Annotated in this window: 17 protein-coding genes; 4 read left to right on the top strand and 13 right to left on the bottom strand. The window is 62.8% G+C overall.

The window, feature by feature from the left end; all coding sequences use genetic code 11:
• Nucleotide 1 precedes the first annotated feature (1 nt).
• The 3 genes from FLM21_RS03620 to FLM21_RS03610 all read right to left on the bottom strand — a co-directional run bounded on the left by FLM21_RS03620 (nucleotide 2) and on the right by FLM21_RS03610 (nucleotide 4,169).
• Entirely contained in the window at nucleotides 2-934 is a 933-nt protein-coding gene (locus FLM21_RS03620; protein ID WP_148714262.1) for a glycosyltransferase family 2 protein, read from the bottom strand.
• Nucleotides 931-1,299, bottom strand: a complete 369-nt coding sequence (locus tag FLM21_RS03615) for a GtrA family protein (RefSeq protein ID WP_148714261.1) — start codon at nucleotides 1,297-1,299, stop codon at nucleotides 931-933. The genes FLM21_RS03620 and FLM21_RS03615 overlap by 4 nt, the downstream gene beginning before the upstream one ends.
• Nucleotides 1,300-1,394: 95 nt before the next feature.
• Nucleotides 1,395-4,169, bottom strand: a complete 2,775-nt coding sequence (locus FLM21_RS03610) for a chitinase C-terminal domain-containing protein (protein ID WP_148714260.1) — start codon at nucleotides 4,167-4,169, stop codon at nucleotides 1,395-1,397.
• Nucleotides 4,170-4,830: 661 nt separating this feature from the next.
• Between FLM21_RS03610 and FLM21_RS03605 the strand changes: the two genes are divergently transcribed.
• Nucleotides 4,831-5,427: a 6-pyruvoyl trahydropterin synthase family protein gene (locus FLM21_RS03605; protein WP_148714259.1), complete on the top strand. Its 597-nt coding sequence runs from the start codon at nucleotides 4,831-4,833 to the stop codon at nucleotides 5,425-5,427.
• A gap of 9 nt (nucleotides 5,428-5,436) precedes the next feature.
• On the opposite strand, the gene FLM21_RS03600 is transcribed toward FLM21_RS03605, so the two are convergent.
• From FLM21_RS03600 to FLM21_RS03580, 5 genes are all read right to left on the bottom strand, one after another.
• A complete protein-coding gene (locus tag FLM21_RS03600) occupies nucleotides 5,437-6,534 on the bottom strand; it encodes a VanZ family protein (protein ID WP_148714258.1) in 1,098 nt (365 codons plus the stop codon).
• A gap of 177 nt (nucleotides 6,535-6,711) precedes the next feature.
• Nucleotides 6,712-7,770 carry a polyamine ABC transporter substrate-binding protein gene (locus FLM21_RS03595; protein WP_148714257.1) on the bottom strand — a complete coding sequence of 353 codons (1,059 nt, stop codon included), beginning with the start codon at nucleotides 7,768-7,770 and terminating at the stop codon, nucleotides 6,712-6,714.
• Nucleotides 7,771-7,874: 104 nt separating this feature from the next.
• Nucleotides 7,875-8,657 carry an ABC transporter permease gene (locus FLM21_RS03590; RefSeq protein WP_148714256.1) on the bottom strand — a complete coding sequence of 261 codons (783 nt, stop codon included), beginning with the start codon at nucleotides 8,655-8,657 and terminating at the stop codon, nucleotides 7,875-7,877.
• The gene (locus FLM21_RS03585) at nucleotides 8,654-9,574 is read right to left on the bottom strand and encodes an ABC transporter permease (protein WP_148714255.1); all 921 of its coding nucleotides are present in this window, start codon (nucleotides 9,572-9,574) and stop codon (nucleotides 8,654-8,656) included. The genes FLM21_RS03590 and FLM21_RS03585 overlap by 4 nt, the downstream gene beginning before the upstream one ends.
• Nucleotides 9,575-9,583: 9 nt before the next feature.
• Nucleotides 9,584-10,672: an ABC transporter ATP-binding protein gene (locus FLM21_RS03580; RefSeq protein WP_148714254.1), complete on the bottom strand. Its 1,089-nt coding sequence runs from the start codon at nucleotides 10,670-10,672 to the stop codon at nucleotides 9,584-9,586.
• 210 nt (nucleotides 10,673-10,882) lie between these two features.
• On the opposite strand from FLM21_RS03580, the gene FLM21_RS03575 reads away from it, so the two are divergent.
• Both FLM21_RS03575 and FLM21_RS03570 read left to right on the top strand, forming a co-directional pair.
• Nucleotides 10,883-12,238: a deoxyguanosinetriphosphate triphosphohydrolase gene (locus FLM21_RS03575; protein ID WP_246120813.1), complete on the top strand. Its 1,356-nt coding sequence runs from the start codon at nucleotides 10,883-10,885 to the stop codon at nucleotides 12,236-12,238.
• Between the two features lie 62 nt (nucleotides 12,239-12,300).
• Complete coding sequence (locus FLM21_RS03570; RefSeq protein WP_148714253.1) at nucleotides 12,301-12,621, top strand: hypothetical protein; 321 nt, start codon at nucleotides 12,301-12,303, stop codon at nucleotides 12,619-12,621.
• On the opposite strand, the gene FLM21_RS03565 is transcribed toward FLM21_RS03570, so the two are convergent.
• The 5 genes from FLM21_RS03565 to FLM21_RS03545 all read right to left on the bottom strand — a co-directional run bounded on the left by FLM21_RS03565 (nucleotide 12,622) and on the right by FLM21_RS03545 (nucleotide 17,375).
• Entirely contained in the window at nucleotides 12,622-13,680 is a 1,059-nt protein-coding gene (locus FLM21_RS03565; protein ID WP_148714252.1) for a hypothetical protein, read from the bottom strand. It lies immediately after the preceding gene.
• A gap of 13 nt (nucleotides 13,681-13,693) precedes the next feature.
• Nucleotides 13,694-13,942: a YfhL family 4Fe-4S dicluster ferredoxin gene (locus FLM21_RS03560; protein WP_148714251.1), complete on the bottom strand. Its 249-nt coding sequence runs from the start codon at nucleotides 13,940-13,942 to the stop codon at nucleotides 13,694-13,696.
• Between the two features lie 103 nt (nucleotides 13,943-14,045).
• Complete coding sequence (gene rsmD, locus FLM21_RS03555; RefSeq protein WP_148714250.1) at nucleotides 14,046-14,594, bottom strand: 16S rRNA (guanine(966)-N(2))-methyltransferase RsmD; 549 nt, start codon at nucleotides 14,592-14,594, stop codon at nucleotides 14,046-14,048.
• Nucleotides 14,591-15,976, bottom strand: a complete 1,386-nt coding sequence (locus FLM21_RS03550; RefSeq protein ID WP_148714249.1) for a M16 family metallopeptidase — start codon at nucleotides 15,974-15,976, stop codon at nucleotides 14,591-14,593. The genes rsmD and FLM21_RS03550 overlap by 4 nt, the downstream gene beginning before the upstream one ends.
• Entirely contained in the window at nucleotides 15,966-17,375 is a 1,410-nt protein-coding gene (locus tag FLM21_RS03545; protein WP_187360067.1) for a M16 family metallopeptidase, read from the bottom strand. The genes FLM21_RS03550 and FLM21_RS03545 overlap by 11 nt, the downstream gene beginning before the upstream one ends.
• Here FLM21_RS03545 and ftsY point away from each other — a divergent pair.
• Complete coding sequence (ftsY, locus tag FLM21_RS03540; RefSeq protein WP_373281801.1) at nucleotides 17,374-18,504, top strand: signal recognition particle-docking protein FtsY; 1,131 nt, start codon at nucleotides 17,374-17,376, stop codon at nucleotides 18,502-18,504. The two genes, FLM21_RS03545 and ftsY, sit on opposite strands and share 2 nt — an antisense overlap.
• Nucleotides 18,505-18,524: the final 20 nt, after the last annotated feature.

Genomic DNA, 18,524 nt, shown 5'->3' with positions numbered 1-18,524 from the left:
GTCATTCCTGTGATTTGGCGGGGGAGATGGCGGTTTCCGCGACGAGATAGCGCGGCCGGCCCTTGACCTCGTCGTAGATGCGCGCGAGATAGGTGCCGATGATGCCCAGGCTGAACATCAGCGCACTGCCGATGATCAACTGCAGCAGGATCACGGTGGTGAAACCGTCGTCGGCATGGCCGGACAGCTTGGTGTACAGCGTCTGTACCGCCATGCCGAGCGCGCCAATGAAAAAGAGGCCGCCCATGACCGTGACGATCTGCAGCGGCAACGACGAGAACGCGCTGATCGCCGAGATGAACAGCCGACCAAGCTTCATCGGCGACCACTTGGTGGTGCCCTGCACCCGGCTCGCGACGACAAAGGGCAGCCGGTGGCGCTTGAAGCCCACCCACGCGGACATGCCGCGAAAGAAGGTGTCGCGCTCCTTCATGCTGCGCCAGGCCTCGACCGCCTTGCGGTCCATCAGCTTGAAATCCGACGCGCCGGAGAGATCGAAGCCCGAGAGCTTGTGGAACAGGCGGTAGAACACGCGCGCACCGAACTTGTACACGCCGCCTTCCTGGCCACGGTGCGCCTTCACGCCCTCGACCACATCCCAGCCCTCGCGCCACAGCCCGACCATCTGCGGGATCAGCTCGGGCGGATGCTGCAAGTCGGAGTCCATGACAAGGCAAGCCTGGCCATCAGCCTGTTCCAGCCCGGCGCACAGCGCCGCCTCCTTGCCGAAATTGCGCGACAGCCGGATCGCCTTGATGCCCGGCAGCGACTGCGCCAGCCGCGAGAGTGCAGCCCAGCTGTCGTCGCGCGAGCCGTCATCGACCAGCACGAACTGCACATCAAGACCGTGCGCGGCGAGCAGCGCGTGCACAGTCCCCACGCTCGCCTCGATATGCGGACCTTCGTTGTAGACCGGCATCACGATGGAAATCATCGGTAGATCACCTTGCGATAGAGCACGAAATTCCAGCTGACGATCATCAGCATCACCACCACCTTGGCCACGAGCGCCGGCACCTGCGCCAGCTCGACCAGCAGATAGAGCACCACATTGCTCGCCAGCAAATTGAACAGCACCAGCAACAGATACAGCAGCGCCTGCCGCCCCATATGGCCGGACGAGCCGAAGGTCCAGCTGCGGTTCAGCAGGAAGTTCACGACGAAGACCGTGAGATAGGCCGAGGAGTTGGCCCACAGATAAGGCAGGCCCAGCCACCGGTACAGCAGCCAGTACAGCCCGTATTCCAGCGCGAACGACGCGCCGCCCACCAGCAGATAGCGGAGAAACTGCGACTGCAAGACTGCCCCCTGCGGCCGGCGCCGTGCCGACCCTTCCTATAAATGAAAAACGGGCAAACCCGAAGGCTTGCCCGTCTGGATACTACAGACCGCGCTTACTGCAGGGTAGCGGCCGGCAGGTTCGGATACTCCTGCTTGATGCTGTATTGCTTGGTACCAATCGTCACGATGTAGTTGGACGGCATCGCGATCGGCAGTTGGTAGTTCAGCGTGACATCGATCGATGCACCCGGAGCCAGCGATTGCCACGACGGCAGTGCGAACTCGGCGGTGTGGAAGTCACCCTTGAAGCCACCGATGTTGTTGCCAGTATGCTCGCTCGCAACCGTCTTCAGGCCAGCGCCCGATTGGTCGGTCATCGTGCCCGGTGCCGAAACACCGTACTGGAACTGCACCTTGGTACCGCCAGGGATGGTCACGTTCGACTTGTTGGTGATCTTCAGGTACGGGTTGATCGGGTAGTTCTGATCACCCAGCTTGAAGTTGGTCAGGTCGAACTGCAGATCGACGGTCTCACCCGGCATGGCCTTCTTCGCACGCTTGTTGCCGTACGGCGAGGCAGCGCGGAAGTTGGAAGCCAACAGGCGGGTCAGCGTCGAACCAGGACCGTATTCGCCCTTCGCGGCGTTCCAGTCGTAGTCACCGGCCATTTCCCAGAACATCGCACCGCCGACGCCGTTGGCGATCACCCACTCGGCCTTCTTCTGGATCGATTGCTCGTCCTCGGTCGAGATGAAGACCTTCTTCTGGGCATTCCACAGCCACGGAGCAACCAGGGTTGCATCGTAGTTGCGGGCGTAGGTGCCGACGAGGTCAGCAGCCGACAGGCCGTACTGCGACAGGTAGCTACCGGCAATACCCTTTTCCAGGTTCTTGGCGTGCCACATCGGGTTGGAACCGGCGCCCATTTCCTTGGCGTTCTGATCCAGATCGTGCCAGATGTTGTCGATACCGGTTGCACCCAGGCCGCACTCGGTCAGGCCAGGACCGCAATTGGTCGACTTCGGCGAAGTGCCCCACAGACCGTTGTTGCCACCTTGAACATCCTTGTGACCACGGGTGTAGAACGGCATACCGGCGTTGATACGACCGGCCGGCAGCATGCCGCGGAAGTAGCGGAAGGCCCAATCGGTGTTCAGGTAGCCGATGCCGCCGTACTGCGCAGCACTGTAGACCGACCACTTGGCGAGCTCGGCATCCTTGCCATCGTCGAACAGGGCGGCGTTCGGGCCCACGAACTCGTTCCACGCGCCATGCAGGTCATAAGACATGATGTTCACGTAGTCGAGGTACTTGGCGCTCTGATAAGCCTCCATGCCGCGCAGCAGGTAAGCGGACGACGGCGAAGCGATGGTCAGCATGTAGTACTTGCCATCGGCCTTCGAAGCGTTGTCGAGCTTCAGACGCAGCACGCGCATCAGTTCGCGGTAGCTGGCTTGCAGGCCACGCAGACGCGGGCTGGAAACCGACCAGTCGAGCGGGTTGCCGGCCTTGTCCATGGTGGTCGGATATTCGTAGTCGATATCCACGCCATCGAAGTTGTACTTGCGGATGAAGTCAACGGCCGAATCAGCGAAGGTGTTGATGCCAGCGGTGTTGACCGAGCCATCGGCGTTGGTGGTCATGGTGTAGAAGCCACCCGAAGCCACGCGATCACCGTTGTCCGCGAAGTAGCCACCGGTTTCCGCCCAGCCGCCGACCGAGATCAGGGTGCGCAGGTTCGGGTACTGCTTCTTGTACTTGTTCAGCAGGTTGAAGTGGCCCTTGTACGGCAGGGTCGGATCCATCTCAGCACCCGGTACGCCCGGCCATTCCATGTTGGTGGCGGCATTGCCAGCGGCGGTCGGGTTACCGATCGACACCTTGTTGCTGCCATCGACGTGGGCAAACGCGTAGTTGATGTGCGAGATGTCGGCCCACGGGATATCCGAGGCGATGTAGCGCGCCTGGCCGTTGGAACCGTTACGCCATGCGGTGAAGTAGCCGATGATGCGGCGCTTCAGGCCGTTGGCCAGCTTTTCGCGGCCTTCGCCGTCGTACACGGTGCAGTACGGCACGCCCGAGACTTCGGAGACGAGGCCGTCAGGACGGCAGTCCTGGCCCGGGATCGGGGTCGGCGACGGGGTAACCGGCGACGGAGTCACGGTCGGGGTGACCGGCGTCGGCGACGGGGTCACACCAGTCGGGGTGACGGTCGGGGTCGGCGTGACACGAGTCGGCGTCACGGTCGGGGTGACCGTCGGCGTCACGCCAGTCGGGGTGACGGTCGGGGTCGGTGTGACACGAGTCGGTGTCACGGTTGGGGTGACCGTCGGGGTCGGGGTATTCGTTACCGGAGTCGGGGTCGGGCCACCGGTGGTGACCTTGCGCCACACGCCCCACTCGCCGGACTGAGCCGGGTTGTCACCCTGCGTCCACCACTGGGCTTGGTACACCGAGCCTTGGTAGGTCACGCGCTGACCGCCGGTATAGACGGCGCTGGCAGCCCATTCGGGGTACTGGCCAACCACCGGCGTCGGGGTAGCGGTTACCGAAACCGGCGTCGGGGTGTTGGTCACCACGACCGGGGTCGGAGTGTTGGTCACCACAGCGGGCGGGGTCGGCGTGTTGGTCACCGGAACCGGCGTCGGGGTGGCGGTACCGGACGAGACGCCCAGATCCTTCCACAGCGTCGGGGTAGCAGCCGGGTTCCAGTTGGCACCGACATAAGCGGTGTGGGTCACCAGCGATTCATAGTCATGGCCGTTGTAGCTGACCTTGGTGCCAGCAGCGTACGTGCTGCCCTCCTGCCAGGCCGGGAACGCTGCGTAGGCATACGAAGCGATCAGGGCGGCGGGGAGCAACGCGAGCGACAGTCGAGTGGTCGACATAGTCAGGGGTCTCCATCCTGTTGAAATTGGCATTATCGGCACCGCCAAACTGAGCCTGGTCAGTGCCCGAAGGCGTCATTTTTTTGTAAGTAAAAAACTGAATCGCCCCCGTACCCCGGGCTGAAAGCCACTACACCCGGTGTGACGCTTCCGATTACCGGATAGCGGCCCCACCTTGTCAACTCCCGCCGGTAGGCACGATCAGTGGTCTTACCACTCACGCACCAGCAAGACCACCGATGCACTACATAAAACCCCTTACCCCCCAATGCCGCATCGCAACAACAATAAATCAACATATTGTTTAAAAACGGTTTTTTTGCAAAAAAAAAGTATTGCCTCACATCATTAGACAGCTCTGATGTAGCGTTTTAGTGCATTGGTGTGTAGTCATTTACTGATGACATGCCACTTATCCACGACAGTCGGTTGCGTCTTTTTTTTCGATATGAGGCAATTCATCTGACCGAATCACTTTTTTAATTACTTTGATCTTTCTTATTAATATCAAATTAGTAATTTGATATGTTTGAACTTGCAGTCGTGGTTGTTTTGCTTCGAATGGGAATTGGTATTAACTGGGTAAAGGTGCGGCGCAATAGTCGGCTTGAATGCAATCGCTGCTTCTGATAAAACCCGAGCGTTCTACTCGGGATTGATCATGCTGATCCGCAAGCTCTACAAGTTCGAAAACGCGCACATCGTGCGCAACTGTTCCAGTGACCGCTGCCGGCGCTCCATCCACGGCCACAGCTATAAGGTGGAAGTGCTGCTGGAAGCGCATGCGCTCGATCATGGGCAGATGGTGTACGACTTCGGCTTGATGAAGGGCACGATCAAGGATGCGATCGATGCCTTCGACCATGCGATCTGCTATTGGGACAAGGACGATGCCGAGTACATCCGGCTGTGCCAGCAATATTCGGCACGCTGGATCGCACTGCCGGTGTCACCTTCGGCTGAACAGTTCGCCCGGCTGTTCTTCGTGGTGATCGATGCGCTGCTGCAGCAGACCGACATGCAGAACGGCGAGAGCAACGACGTGCGGCTACATTCGGTCATCGCCCACGAAACCGATACCGGCTATGCCCAGGCATTCCGCGACGACGCCTACAACCCGCGCATGGGCGAGCTCCGCCTCGCCGACATCGTGTTCTCGGAACAGGTGAAGATGGAGTGGGCCGATCCGGCGATGATGGACAAGCTGCTGGCCGGCGAGCGCTTCCTCAATCCCGCCGTCGAGCGCCAGGTCAAGTAACGGGCCGACTCAATCATCGGCACGGCGCAACACCAGCGCCAGCATCAGCGCAATGGCTCCGTAGGGCCAGATGTCGCCGACCATGGCGGCCATGCCGCTGAAATGCTGCAGATGGCCATAGCGCCAGCGGAACATCTCCAGCGAGGCGGACAGCTGCGGCGCCAGCGGCCATAGCCAGCTCACCACCAGCGCCGCAATCAGCGCCCAGGCGCCCAGCAACGCCCGCAGGCGGCGGCGCAGCCGCAGGCAGAGGGCAAGCAGGCCGAAGGCGAGACAGGCGCCAATCACCACGTTGGCGTTTACCCAGGCGAAGAACTGGTCCGGCTTGAGCAGCATGCCGGCGAACAGCAGCTTCAGCACGATGCCGACGGCAAGCGTAGCCGTCACCACCCGCGGCACATGCCGCTGGTGGCGCACCAGCACCGACACGAACATGCCGAGGCCGAAGACGTGCAGCACCACGCCACAGCCTTCCAGCAGATCGAGGAACAGCCGGGCATTGGCGATCGGCGAAATGAACGGCTGCGGCAGCACCACCGCCTCGACCACCACGCCAAACAGCGGCACCGACGGGTCGCACTGCGTGATGAACCACAGCCCCAGCCACACCAGCCCCCACTCGCCACGCCGCCCTGCCACCAGATAGCTATGGCGGAACACCAGCCAGCGGCGTTGCCAGCGGCGGCTCGCCACCAGCAATGCGAATACGGCGCCAATGAAGGCGCCGGTGCCGTTGGCGAGGATGTCCATGTTCGACGCCACCCGCTCCGGCAGGAACTGTTGAACGAATTCGACCAGCGCCGACAGCAGCGTGCCGCCCAGGGTGCCAGTTAGCAGCGACAGCAAACGTCGCCGCACCAGCAGCGCCAAGCCCAGCCCCAGCGGCACATAGGCGAGCACATTGGCGAAGTTGTCGAAGAAGGTGAAGTAATACGGCAGCGGGTAGCTGTAGAAAGCCAGCACCGGCTCGCCGTTGTAATGCCAGCCGCTGAACGGGTAGAAGCTCAGCACCAGCACCAGCAGCAGGTAGCAGGCGAGGAAGTAGCGCGCGATACGCGTCTGCGGGGCCTCACGGGCCAGGTAGCTGACGGGTGGGAAGCTGCGCATGGAGAGCGGGGAGCAGGCCTGAAAACGCGCGTACGGCAAGAAGGACCAACGGGCCGCGCGGGCATCCCGACCGGGCCGCACCAGTAAAGGCGCGAGCCCGAGTGTACGTGAAAAAGCCGGGCTACGCGTGCCCGGCTTTGTTCAGCGAGGGCGGCTGCAACGCCACCCTGCCCGCACTTACTTCGCGGTCTTGACCTCGGTCCAGAGGCGATTCAGATCACGCAGTTGCTTGCCCTGCAGATCCTTCAGTTGTTGCAGGCGCTTCATCGCATTGGCATCCGGGAACACGGCACTGATCTTCTTGATGTCCGGTTGCACGAACTGGGCCGCGGCGGCATTTGGGTTGCCCGAGCCGATCATGTTGGTGAGCTCGGACGAATTCTTGCCATCCAGCATGAAGTTGATGAAGCGGTGTGCCAGATCGGGGCGCGGCGCGTTCTTCAGCACCACCATGCTGTCGAGCGACAGCGTGTTGCCTTCCTTCTGCAGGCCATAGGCAATGCCGAACGGGCGCTTGGCCGCCTTGGCATCCTGATTGGCCTGGAACATGTCGTTGGAGTAGCCGTGCGCCACCCAGATGTTGCCGACGGTGAGTTCCTTGATGTAGCTCTGGGTATTGAACGCGGCCCAGAACGGTTTGGCGGCCTTGATGGTGTCGGCAGCCTTCTTCCATTCGGCCGGATTGGTCGAGTTGGCCGAATAGCCGTTGTACATCAACGCGGCGGCGAACAGCTCGCGGCTGTCGTCGAGCACGGTGACCTTGCCCTTGATCTTGGCGAGCACCTTGGGATCGAAGATCACGGCCCAGCTGGTCGCGTCGATCCCCAGTTCCTTGATCTTCTTGTCGTTGTAACCGACGAGGGTGGTCGTGAACGCGTACGGGGCGGAAAAGGTGTTGCCCTTGTCGAACTCGGTGTTCAGGAACGCGGCATTCACGTTCTTCAGGTTCGGCACCTTGGCCTTGTCGAGCGGCTGGGTCAGGTTCTGCTTCACCAGCGGCGGGATCGCAAAGCCGGTCGGCACCACGATGTCGTAGCCCTTGGCACCGGCCGCGAGCTTGGCCAGCATTTCCTCCATGGCGCCGTAGTAATCCTGCACCACGCGACACTTGCACTCCTTCTCGAAGCGCTTCACCGTTTCCGGCGCGATGTAGTTGTTCCAGTTGTAGACGTGCAACACATCCTCGGCTTGCGCCACGCCTGCCAGCAGCGACAGCGCCAGAAGCAGCTTTTTCATGTCGGTGATATCCCTCGGATTAAACAAAGAAAAATCAAAGAAAAGGCGGATCGCGCCGCAATCCGCCAGATTATGCCACGATTGTGCGCGCTGTAAGCTCGCCCCTAGTCACCGGCACGCAGCGCACTCGGCGCCACCTTGGAAACGATGAGGATCAGCGACAGCGTCAACAGCATCAGCAGGGTCGATACCGCGTTCACCTCGGGGTTGAGCTTCATTGGCACCTTCACCCGCGAGTAGATTTCCAGCGGCAGCGTGTTGGAGCCGACGCCGGCGGTGAAGAAGCTGATGACGAAGTCATCGATCGACAGCGTGAACGCCATCAGCGCACCGGCGATGATGCCGGGCATGATCAGCGGTAGCGTGATGGCACGGAATGCCGTCACCGGACTCGCGCCCAAGTCGCGCGCCGCCTCGACCAGCGATTCGTCCATGCCCTGCAGCCGCGAGCGCACCACGATGGCGACAAAACCGATGCAGAACGCGATATGCGACAGCGTGATCGACACGAGGCCGAGCGTCATGTTCAGCATCACGAAGAAGATCAGCAGCGACACCCCCATCAGGATCTCGGGGATGGCGATCGGCGTGAGCACCAGCGCCGGCAACAGGCGCAGCCGCCACTTGTACATGGCAAAGCCCGCCAGCGTGCCCAGCACGGTGGAAACGACGCAGGTGACGAAGCCGATGATCAGCGTATGGATCGCCGCCTCAATCATCACCTCGTCCTGGAACAGCATCACGTACCACTTGAAGGTGAAGCCCACCCATTCGGCATTCAGGTTGGAATCGTTGAACGAGAACAGCACCACCACCGCCAGCGGCAGGTAAAGAAAGGCGTAGACCAGCGCAGCCGCAGCCCAGACCCAGTTGGAAACCTTCTTCATCGCTTGGACTTCCCGCGGCTACCCGCCCAGGCGGCCAGCGCCGCCATCAACAACACCGACAATGTCAGCATGATCGACAGCACCGAGCCGAACGGCCAGTCGCGGCTGTCGAGGAACTGCTGCTTGATCAGGTTCCCGATCATCATGCTGTCCGTCCCGCCAAGAAGATCCGGGATGGCGAACATGCCGAGCGCGGGGATGAACACCAGCGCGGTGCCGGCCCACACCCCCGGCAGCGACAGCGGCCAGGTCACCTTCCAGAAGCGCTGCCAAGCGTTGGCGCCCAGATCCTGCGCGGCATCCAAGAGGGCCATGTCGTGCTTTTCCAGATTGGCATAGAGCGGCAGCACCATGAACGGCAAGTGCACGTACACCAGGCCAATGATCACGGCGACATGCGAGAACAGCAGCGAGATCGGCTCGATGCCGAACACGCCGAGCACGCCATTGAGCGCGCGGGTGAAATAGCTCTGCGGCCCCAGGATGATCATCCAGGCGTACACGCGGATCAGGAAGTTGGACCAGAACGGCAGGATGACCATCAGCACCAGCAGATCACGCGTCTTCCTCGGGCTGCGCGCGATCAACCAGGCCAGCGGATACGCGAGCACGATGCAGACCACCGTGGTGATGGCCGCATACCAGAACGACTTGAGGAACAGCGAGATATAGATCGAATCCTCGAAGAAGCGCTGGAAGTTCTCCCAGGTGAGGAAATCGGCGTAGTTGCTCCAGTTGATCAGCACCGTGCGGGCGCCGCTGTCCGGATCGACCTCGACCAGCGGCAGCAGGCCGCCGTAGTCGCCAGGGAAGCGGAAAGCGGCGAAGGCCATGATGCCGGATGGAATGGCGAAGAACAGGATCAGGTAGAGCAGCGGTGGCCCGGAGATCAGCCACTTGGCGAGGCGATTCTTCATCGACGGACCTCAGCGCAGCACGAAGTGGCCGGCATCGAAGCGCCAGGCCAGCTCGACGAGATCGTTGTCGTCGAAGAACTTGGCCTTGCCCGAGGCCGAGTTCGGCAGCATGGTCTCGACCAGCATGCCGTTGTCGAGCTCGACGATGTAGATGGTCACGTCGCCAAGGTACAGGCAGTCGTGCACCTTGCCCTTGAAGTGCACCTCGTCGGCATCCCCCACCGGCAGCGTGGCGCCGAGCTTGATCTTTTCCGGACGCAGCGTCAGCGTGCCCTTGGCACCCACTTCCGCCCCGGCCACCGGCAGCGCCTCGGCCACGCCGACGCCAGCGATCTCCACCTTCATCCGATCACTGCCGATCTCGACGATGGTCGCATCCAGCAGGTTGCACTGGCCGATGAAATCGGCGACGAAACGGCTCTTAGGATAGCTGTAGATCGTCTCGGGTGCGTCGAGCTGCTCGACCTGGCCAGCGTTCATCACCGCGATGCGGTGGGAGAGCGCCAGCGCTTCGCCCTGATCGTGTGTCACATAGACGAAGGTGATGCCCACTTCCTTCTGCAGATTGATCAGCTCGATCTGCATCTGTTCACGCAGCTTGGCATCCAGCGCCGACAGCGGTTCATCCAGCAGCAGCAGGCGCGGCCGGTTCACCAGTGCGCGAGCGATGGCGACGCGCTGGCGCTGGCCACCGGAGAGCTCGTGCGGCAGGCGCCGTGCGAACTGCTGCAACCGCACATCCTCCAGCACCTCGTCGACGCGTTTGGGGATCTCGGCAGCGGCCACGCCGGCCATTTTCAGCGGGAAGGCGATGTTCTGCGCCACCGTCATGTGCGGGAACAGCGCATAGCTCTGGAACACCGTGTGCACCGGGCGCTTTTCCGGCGGCACCCCAGCCATGTTCTTGCCATCGAGCAGGATTTCGCCCGAATCGGGCTGCTCGAAGCCGGCCAGCATCCGCAGCAGCGTGGTCTTGCCGCAGCCCGACGGGCCGAGCAGCGTGAAGAACTCGCCGGCCTCCACCGACAGGCTGACGTGATTGACGGCGGTGAAGTCACCAAAGGTTTTGACGACGTCGCGGATTTCCAGCAGCGCCATGTTGTCTCCCGGCGCCAGGTCCGGCTGCGGACTGGTCGCGCTCTATGGTTCAGCCGGGGCCGGGCCCCGAAAAATGCGCGCTATTCTAGCCAAATCCGTTCCCCTGGGACAGGCGTTTTTGTCAATCACGACAAGGGATTGGCGCGAGCGGCGGGCCGCCCGATCGTGGTGCACGGCAAGTTCACGAGCGCGCCATCCCGATCCGGTATCATGCGCCTGTCCCACCCTGCCAAGATCGACACCATGATGGACTGGACGCGGCTGCTCGCCGCCAACCGGCTCGGCGCGCCACGCGAAGCCGATCCGCGCGCCGAGGCCGGCCGCAGCAACTACCACAAGGACCACGACCGCGTGGTGTTCTGCTCGCCGTTCCGGCGCATGGGCCGCAAGACCCAGGTGCACCCGATGACCGAGAACGATCATGTGCACACCCGGCTGACGCACAGCATCGAGGTCGCTTGTGTCGGTCGCAGCCTGGGCGTGCTGGTCGGCCAGCAGTTGGGTAAGCGGCTACCGCACGAGATCACGCCGTACGACGTGGGCGCCATCGTACAGGCCGCTTGCCTCGCACACGACATCGGCAACCCGCCGTTCGGCCATGCTGGCGAATACGCGATCCGCGACTGGTTCCGCCGCCCCGAACACGCGTTCCTGATGCAGCACCTCAGTAGCGAGGAGCGGCGCGACCTGACGCTGTATGAGGGCAATGCCCAGGGCTTCCGCATCATCACCCAGCTGGAAAACCACCGCTTCGAGGGCGGGCTGCGGCTGACCTATGCCACGCTCGGCGCCACGCTGAAATATCCATGGACCAGCGAGCACGCCGGCGCCAAAGGCAAGTTCAGCTGCTATCAGTCCGAACATCGATTGCTGACCGAAGTGGCGCAGGAGCTTGGCCTGCCGCCACTGGAAACCGGCCGCTGGGCACGACATCCGCTCTCCTATCTGATGGAGGCGGCCGACGACATCTGCTACGCCATCCTCGACCTGGAGGATGGCATCGAGATCGGCATGCTGCCGTTCGAGGTGGTCGAGCCCATTTTGATGAAAATGTGTGGCGGCGAGCGGGAACTGCTGGCACTGGAAGTCGCCGCTGCGCCATCGGTGCGGCGCAAGATCTCGCTGCTGCGCGGCAAGGCGATCGATCGCTGCGTGCGCGATGTGGCACAGGCCTTCCTCACCCAATACCCGCGGCTGATGGCCGGCAGCTACCAGGGCGACCTGCTGAACGACTGCCCGGAAAGCCTGCGCCACGGCATCTTCGAGGCCAAGCAACTGGCACGCGACCGCATCTTCAATGAGCGGCGCAAGATCGAGATCGAGGTCGGCTCGTTCACCTGTCTCGACATCCTGCTCGATGCCTTCTGCAACGCGGTTTACCAACTCAAGGTGGCCGACGAGATGCCGTTCCGGATGAAGCGCGTGCTCGATCTGATGGAATACAATGCGCCGCGCCGCGAATGGCCGCTGTATGAAAGCTATCGCCGCGTGCTCGACTTCATCGGCGGCATGACCGACAACTACGCCACCTACCTCGCCCAACAGGTGGGCGGCATGGGGCGCTGAACGGGTTGAACCGCTGCGCTCGGCACGGTCTCACTGTTCGCATACACCCCGTGGAATCCGCTTTGAAACTGTTCGTTCTTCTTGCCGTCAGCAGCCTCATTGCCGGCTGCGGCACCGTCTCCACCGTTGCGGCGGTCGGCGCGGCCACCGTCAGCGTTGCGGCAACGGCCGTGAATGTCACCACCACCGCCGCCGGCGTGGCCTGGGATGTGGGCAAGGCCACGGTCTCGGGCGCCACCACGGCAACCGGCTGGGCCATCGATGCCGCCAAGCGCGATGCGCCGGCTGCGGCCTCCGCGCAGCAAAGTCAGCCGCCAACTGTCGCGCAGGCGGCCGAGGCGCCGCGTGATTCCGACATCACAGTGGAACCGTATCGCGAGTGATCAGGGCTGCAGCCGGTTTTCCACGCTGCGCATCCGCTCGGCCAGCGCCTTGCGGCGAACCTCGGCCACCTGCGGACGGGCACCGAAGGCGGACAACTGCTCGGCGATGGCGAAATGCTGCTGCCAGTGCGCGAACTCGCGATCAGTACGGCCGAGCGCTGCGTTCACCCTGGCCAGCGCACCATGCACCTGCATGCGCAGGTAGAGGCTGGGCGCATCGCCCACGCTGTTGAGGTAGTACTGGGCGGCGTGCAGCTGCCCCAGGTCGAGACAGGTCTCGCCCAGTTCGATCAGGTTGACCGTGGTACCCCACAGATTGCTGCGACTGGCATTGAGCGCGAGACCACGCTCCAGCTGCCGCATCGCGGCGGCAAGCTCACCCTGGCGGCGATAGACGTGGCCGCGATAGTAGTAAAGCTCGTGCTCGTACTGGCAGTAGCCGAGGTCAGGCAGCATGGCCTCCGCGGCCGCCAGCTCCTGCAGCGCCTGCGCCAGATCGCCGCGGTGGCAGGCGTCGGCAGCAAGGTTGATATAGAGGCCGAACGCGATGTCGCCGGGACCGACCAGCGGCAGCAAGGCGCGCGCCTTTTCCAGCAACGCACGCTTGGTCGGCACATCGCCGTACATGAAGAACACCTTGGACAGCCCGACATAGCCGCGCAGCACCGCCAGCATGGCGTCGTGCTCGTAGCCACGCTCCATGCTGGCAAGCCAGGCATCGATCGCGACCTCGTAATCGTCGAGGTCGTAGGCAATGCCGGCGGCCAAGTCCAGCGTATCGAACCACAGCGGCCACAGGCCGTATTCATGCGCCAGCGCCAATGCCCGCTGCACCACCACCGATGCCTGCGGCATGTCGTTGAGCGCGCTATGCGCCGCCGCCTGCGTGTAGAGCGCGCGCGCCAAGCCCGCGTGGTACTCGATCGAATCCGCCAGCATCTGCGCCTGGCTCGCCAGTTGCAGCGCCTGTTCCGGCGAGACGTTGGCCATGGTGCCCGCCACCGTCAGCGTCTGGTCGATTTCGGAACGCAGGTCGTGCACGCGCGGGCGGGGCGTCATGGTCGTGCTCCGTTCAGGCCGCGGAGATCACGAGGTATTTCTGCATCAGCTCTTCCTTCGATTCCTTGCGGTCCGGATCGAGCGGGATGCAATCGACCGGACAGACCTGCTGGCACTGCGGCTCGTCGAAGTGGCCGACGCATTCGGTACAGAGGGAGGGATCGATCACGTAGATCTCCGGGCCCTGCGAAATCGCATGATTGGGGCACTCGGGCTCGCAGACGTCGCAATTGATGCATTCGTCGGTGATCATCAGGGACATGAATGACTTCCTTGGCAGAACAGATAAAAAGACCAGCAAAAACAGTGAGCTAGACCGGATCGGGATTGTCCCATGTTACGCGGTGGCGAACAACGCCGGCCGCTCAGCCGGCGCGGCGCAACAGGCCATAGTGCACCTGCCCGGCCTTGCCTTCCCTGAGTCGCTCCCAGCCGGCGAGATCAGGCCAATCCGCCGTCTCGCAATAGACCAGCGCGCCTTCGGCCAATCGCTCGGGCAGGATGGCGAGCGTGCGGGCCAGCAGATCGGAGGCAAACGGCGGATCGAGCAGCACCACATCGAAGCGATCATTGCAGCGTGCCAGCCATGGCAGTGCATCGGCATTGGCGAGTTCGATGTGCTTCGCACCCAGCAACTGGCGATTGGCCACGAGCGCGGCATGCACCGCTCGCGCCTGCTCGACCATCACCACCCGCCGGGCATTGCGGCTGGCCGCCTCGAAGCCGAGCGCGCCGCTGCCGGCGAACAGGTCGAGGCAACTTTTGCCAGTCAGATCCTGGCCCAGCCAGTTGAATAGCGTTTCGCGGACTCGGTCCGGCGTCGGGCGCAGGCCCTCGCTGTCTGGAAAGCGCAGCACCCGTCGCCGGTACTCGCCGCCGACGATGCGCAGCTGGTTGCGGGCATTCTGGCTCATGACGCATCCGCCTTGTCGCTTGCGGGCTCCGCAGCCTGCTTGGCCGTGGGTGCCGGCTTGTCTTCCGCCGCTTTGGGCTGCGGACCTTCGATTGCGACGACGAAACGGGCCGGATCGACATGGCGTTGCCACGCTGCCTTGACGTCGGCGGCCGTCAATTTGGTAATACGCGCAGCCAGCCTATCGTAGTAATCGGCGGGCAGGTGGTAATAATCGATGTTGGCGATCAATTGCAGCAGGTCGGCGTTGTCGTCCCCCCAGAACTTCATGCCGCGCAGAAAGCGATCCTTGGCCTCCACCATTTCGTCGGCCTCCGGCCCGTCACGCGTAAAGCGCTCGACCTCGCCACGCAGCAGCGCCAACATGCTCGCCTCCTCCTCGCTGCGGGTGGCCACCTCGATCGACAGCCAGCTGACGCCGCGCAATGTCGTCAGCGAACTCGACACATCGTAGGTCAGCCCACGCTTCTCCCGGAGCTCCCGCATCAGCCGCGATTCGAAACCGGCGCCACCGAACATGTAGTTTGCCAGCAGCAGCGCTGCGTAATCGTCGGCATTGCGGTCCAGCGGCAGCAACTGGCCCATCTCGATGCTGCTCTGGTTCTTGTTGCGCACGATGCGGATCGGCTTCGAATCCACCTTGCTTGCAATCTTCAACTCCGGCAAAGGCGGTGCGGCCTCGCCCTTTGGCAGATGCTCGGTCAGCAGGTCGGCCAATCGCTCCGCCTCTGCGCGGCCAATGTCGCCGACGAAGGTGATGTTGGCGTTCCCCGGTACCAAGTACTGGCGGTAGAACCCCCGGCAATCGCTGTTGCCGACCGAACGCATCGAGTCGGGCGTACGCCGGTCAGAACGGCCCAGCGGATGCTCACCGAACAACGTGTAGGCCAGTGCCCGCTCGGCCGAAGCCGCCTTGGGATCGCTGGAGAAACGCCCGCCCAGCCAGTCGCGGCGGTACTTCAGGGTTTCGAACGGGTACTTGGCGTTTGCCAGTTGCTGCGCCAGCGTGCTGATGTGCGTGCCTGGATTATTGCGATTGCTGACCATGCGCAGCCGCAACGTGGCCCGGTCGCGATAGACATCGACGCCGTACTGGTTGCCGCTGTCGGTCAGCAGCTGATAGGGCGTGCGCCACTCGTAGTCTTCAAGCTGTTTATCAATGATGCTGGCGAACGCCAGTGTGGCAAGCCCGGGCTGATCGGCTGGCGAGCGGCTCTCGCCGGCATCGAAGTCGATCTGCACGTCGATCACCGGCAAATCATGCCGCTCCACCAGTGCGACCGGCACACCATTGGCGGTCTGCCATCGCTGCGGCGTGGGCAACGCCAGCACTGTGGCGCTGGCAACAAATGCCAGGGCGACAGCAAGCCATTTAGCGGCCATGGGTCACCTCCTGCGACACGCTTTGCATGTCACTGACCGGCAAGGCATCCAGTACGCCGACCGAGCGGTTGGTTTCGTTGAGGTAGGTCTCGGCCACGCGCTCAAGATCGTCGAGCGTGACCTGCTGCATGCGAGCGAGTCCGGCCACATATTGCTGCGGAGTTTCGCCATAAAGCACACTACGGCCCAGTTCGGTGGCGCGGTTGGACAGGGAATCGAACGAGAAGTAGTTCTGCGCCAGCATCCGTGCCTTGCCGCGCTCCAGCATCTCGCCATAGAGGCCGGCACCACGCAACAGGCTTACCTGCTTGTCCATCGCTGATTCGAGCGAGGACAGTGAAGTGTCATCGGTCGGCGTAGCGGTCAGCACGAAACTCGGCTCACCACGGGTCGGGTAGTCGAAATAAGCACCCAGGCTGTCGCTGGCCAGCGCCAACCGGCGGTCCTGGTAGTCGTTGTCCAGCATCTCGGCCAGCATGGCAAGTGCAGCGCGATCCTTTTCTGGCAACTGCGTCGGCAAACGCCAGCGAAAGGTGACCATGCTGTTGGCGGCCGGCTGCTTGCTCTTGAGGCGCTTGCCCACCTGCTGGATCGGCTCCGTCACCTTGATCCGCTCGGGCAAGCTCTTGCCAGGCAGCGCGCCAAACTCGCGCCGGATCTGCGCCAGCGCCACATCGCTCTCGAAATCCCCGGCCAGCACTAGAATGGCGTTGCTGGGCGTATACCACTGCTGGTACCAGCGGCGCAGGTCTGCGGCCTTGAGCTTCTTCAGATCGTCCATATGGCCGATGACCGGGTTGCTCATCACCGATTCGGGATAGACCACTCGCTCCAGCCGCTCGTTGAACGCACGAAAGGCGTTGTTCTCTGTATTGAGTCGGCGCTCTTCCATCACCACTTTGATCTCGTTGCCGAACTGGTCATCCGCGAGGCTCAGGTGCAGCATCCTGTCCGCTTCGAGCTTGAGGGCCACGCCAAGGTCCGAAGCCGGCAGCACCGAGTAGTAATAGGTGTAGTCGCGCGTGGTGTAGGCATTCTTGCGCCCGCCCAGCTTGGCGATACGGCGGTTGTACTCGCCCGGCGGAGTCGTTGACGTGCCCTGGAACATCATGTGCTCCAGCGCATGGGAAATGCCGGTCAGGCCGGCCGGTTCATCGATGGCGCCGACGCGGTACCACAGTTGCAGCTCGATCACCGGCGCCCGGCGGTCCTGATGCAGGACGATGGTCAGGCCGTTGTCGAGATGCTCGACGCGGCTATTGGTCAGCGGATGGATCAGTTCGGGCTCGGCCTGCGGATTGCTCGGCAGCACCCCTTTGAGTTCTGCGGCCAGGGCCGACAATGCGAGCAGCGCCAGCACGACGCCCAGCGCCGCCTTGCTGCATGTTGATCGGATCATGGGTATTCCGGGTGGGCGGGTTCGACAACAAAAGTTTAGAATTCTAGCAATTTGCCAGCCTGCGCCGCTGTTTTGCGCGCACTTACCCCGAGCGAACATGTTCAGCTTCTTCAAATCCAAGACTCCCGCCCCCGCCTCGGAAGCGGTCGAACCCGCGGCGGCATCCGCCGAAACGCTGGTCCAGCCGGAACCTGTCCCTGCCGAGCCGCAGGAAAAACCCAAGCTATCGTGGTCGGAGCGGCTCAAGGCGGGCCTTGCCAAGACGCGCAATGCGCTCGGCAAGAACCTGGCCGGGCTGTTCGGTGGCGGCCAGATCGACGAGGACCTTTACGAGGAACTCGAAACGGTGCTGATCACCGCTGACATGGGCGTCGATGCTACGACGCATCTGCTGAAGGACGTGCGCAACCGCGTCTCGCTCAAGGGCCTGAAGGACGGCACCGAGCTCAAGGGTGCACTCAAGGAATCGCTGACCGAGCTGATCTCGCCCCTGGAAGTACCGCTCGACATCAGCGGGCACAAGCCCTTCATCCTGATGGTGGCCGGCGTGAACGGAGCCGGCAAGACCACCAGCATCGGCAAACTCGCCAAGTATTTTCAGAGCCAGGGCAAGTCGGTGCTACTGGCCGCCGGGGACACCTTCCGCGCCGCCGCGCGCGAACAGCTGGTAGTGTGGGGGCAGCGCAACGGCGTGCAGGTGATCGCACAGGATTCGGGCGATGCCGCCGCCGTAGCGTTCGATGCAGTGAATGCAGCCAAGGCACGCGGCATCGATGTGATCATCGTCGATACCGCCGGCCGGTTGCCGACCCAGCTGCACCTGATGGAAGAAATCAAGAAGGTGAAGCGCGTGGTGCAGAAGGCCGACGAAACCGGCCCGCACGAGGTACTGCTGGTGCTCGACGCCAATAACGGCCAGAACGCGCTCAACCAGGTGAAGACCTTCGACGATGCGCTGGGGTTGACCGGCCTCGTACTGACCAAGCTCGACGGTACCGCCAAGGGCGGCGTGATTGCCGCCATCGCCAAGCAACGGCCGGTGCCGGTGCGCTTCATCGGCGTCGGCGAAGGCATCGACGATCTGCGCCCCTTCACCGCCAACGACTACGTCGACGCGCTGTTCGACTGAACGGCCTGCCGGGCGGCAGG

Origin of the sequence: Chitinolyticbacter meiyuanensis (assembly GCF_008033135.1) — a bacterium.
GTDB lineage: Bacteria > Pseudomonadota > Gammaproteobacteria > Burkholderiales > Chitinibacteraceae > Chitinolyticbacter > Chitinolyticbacter meiyuanensis.
The sequence above is the reverse complement of the archived record's forward strand: the minus strand, read 5'-3'. Positions and strand labels throughout refer to the sequence as shown.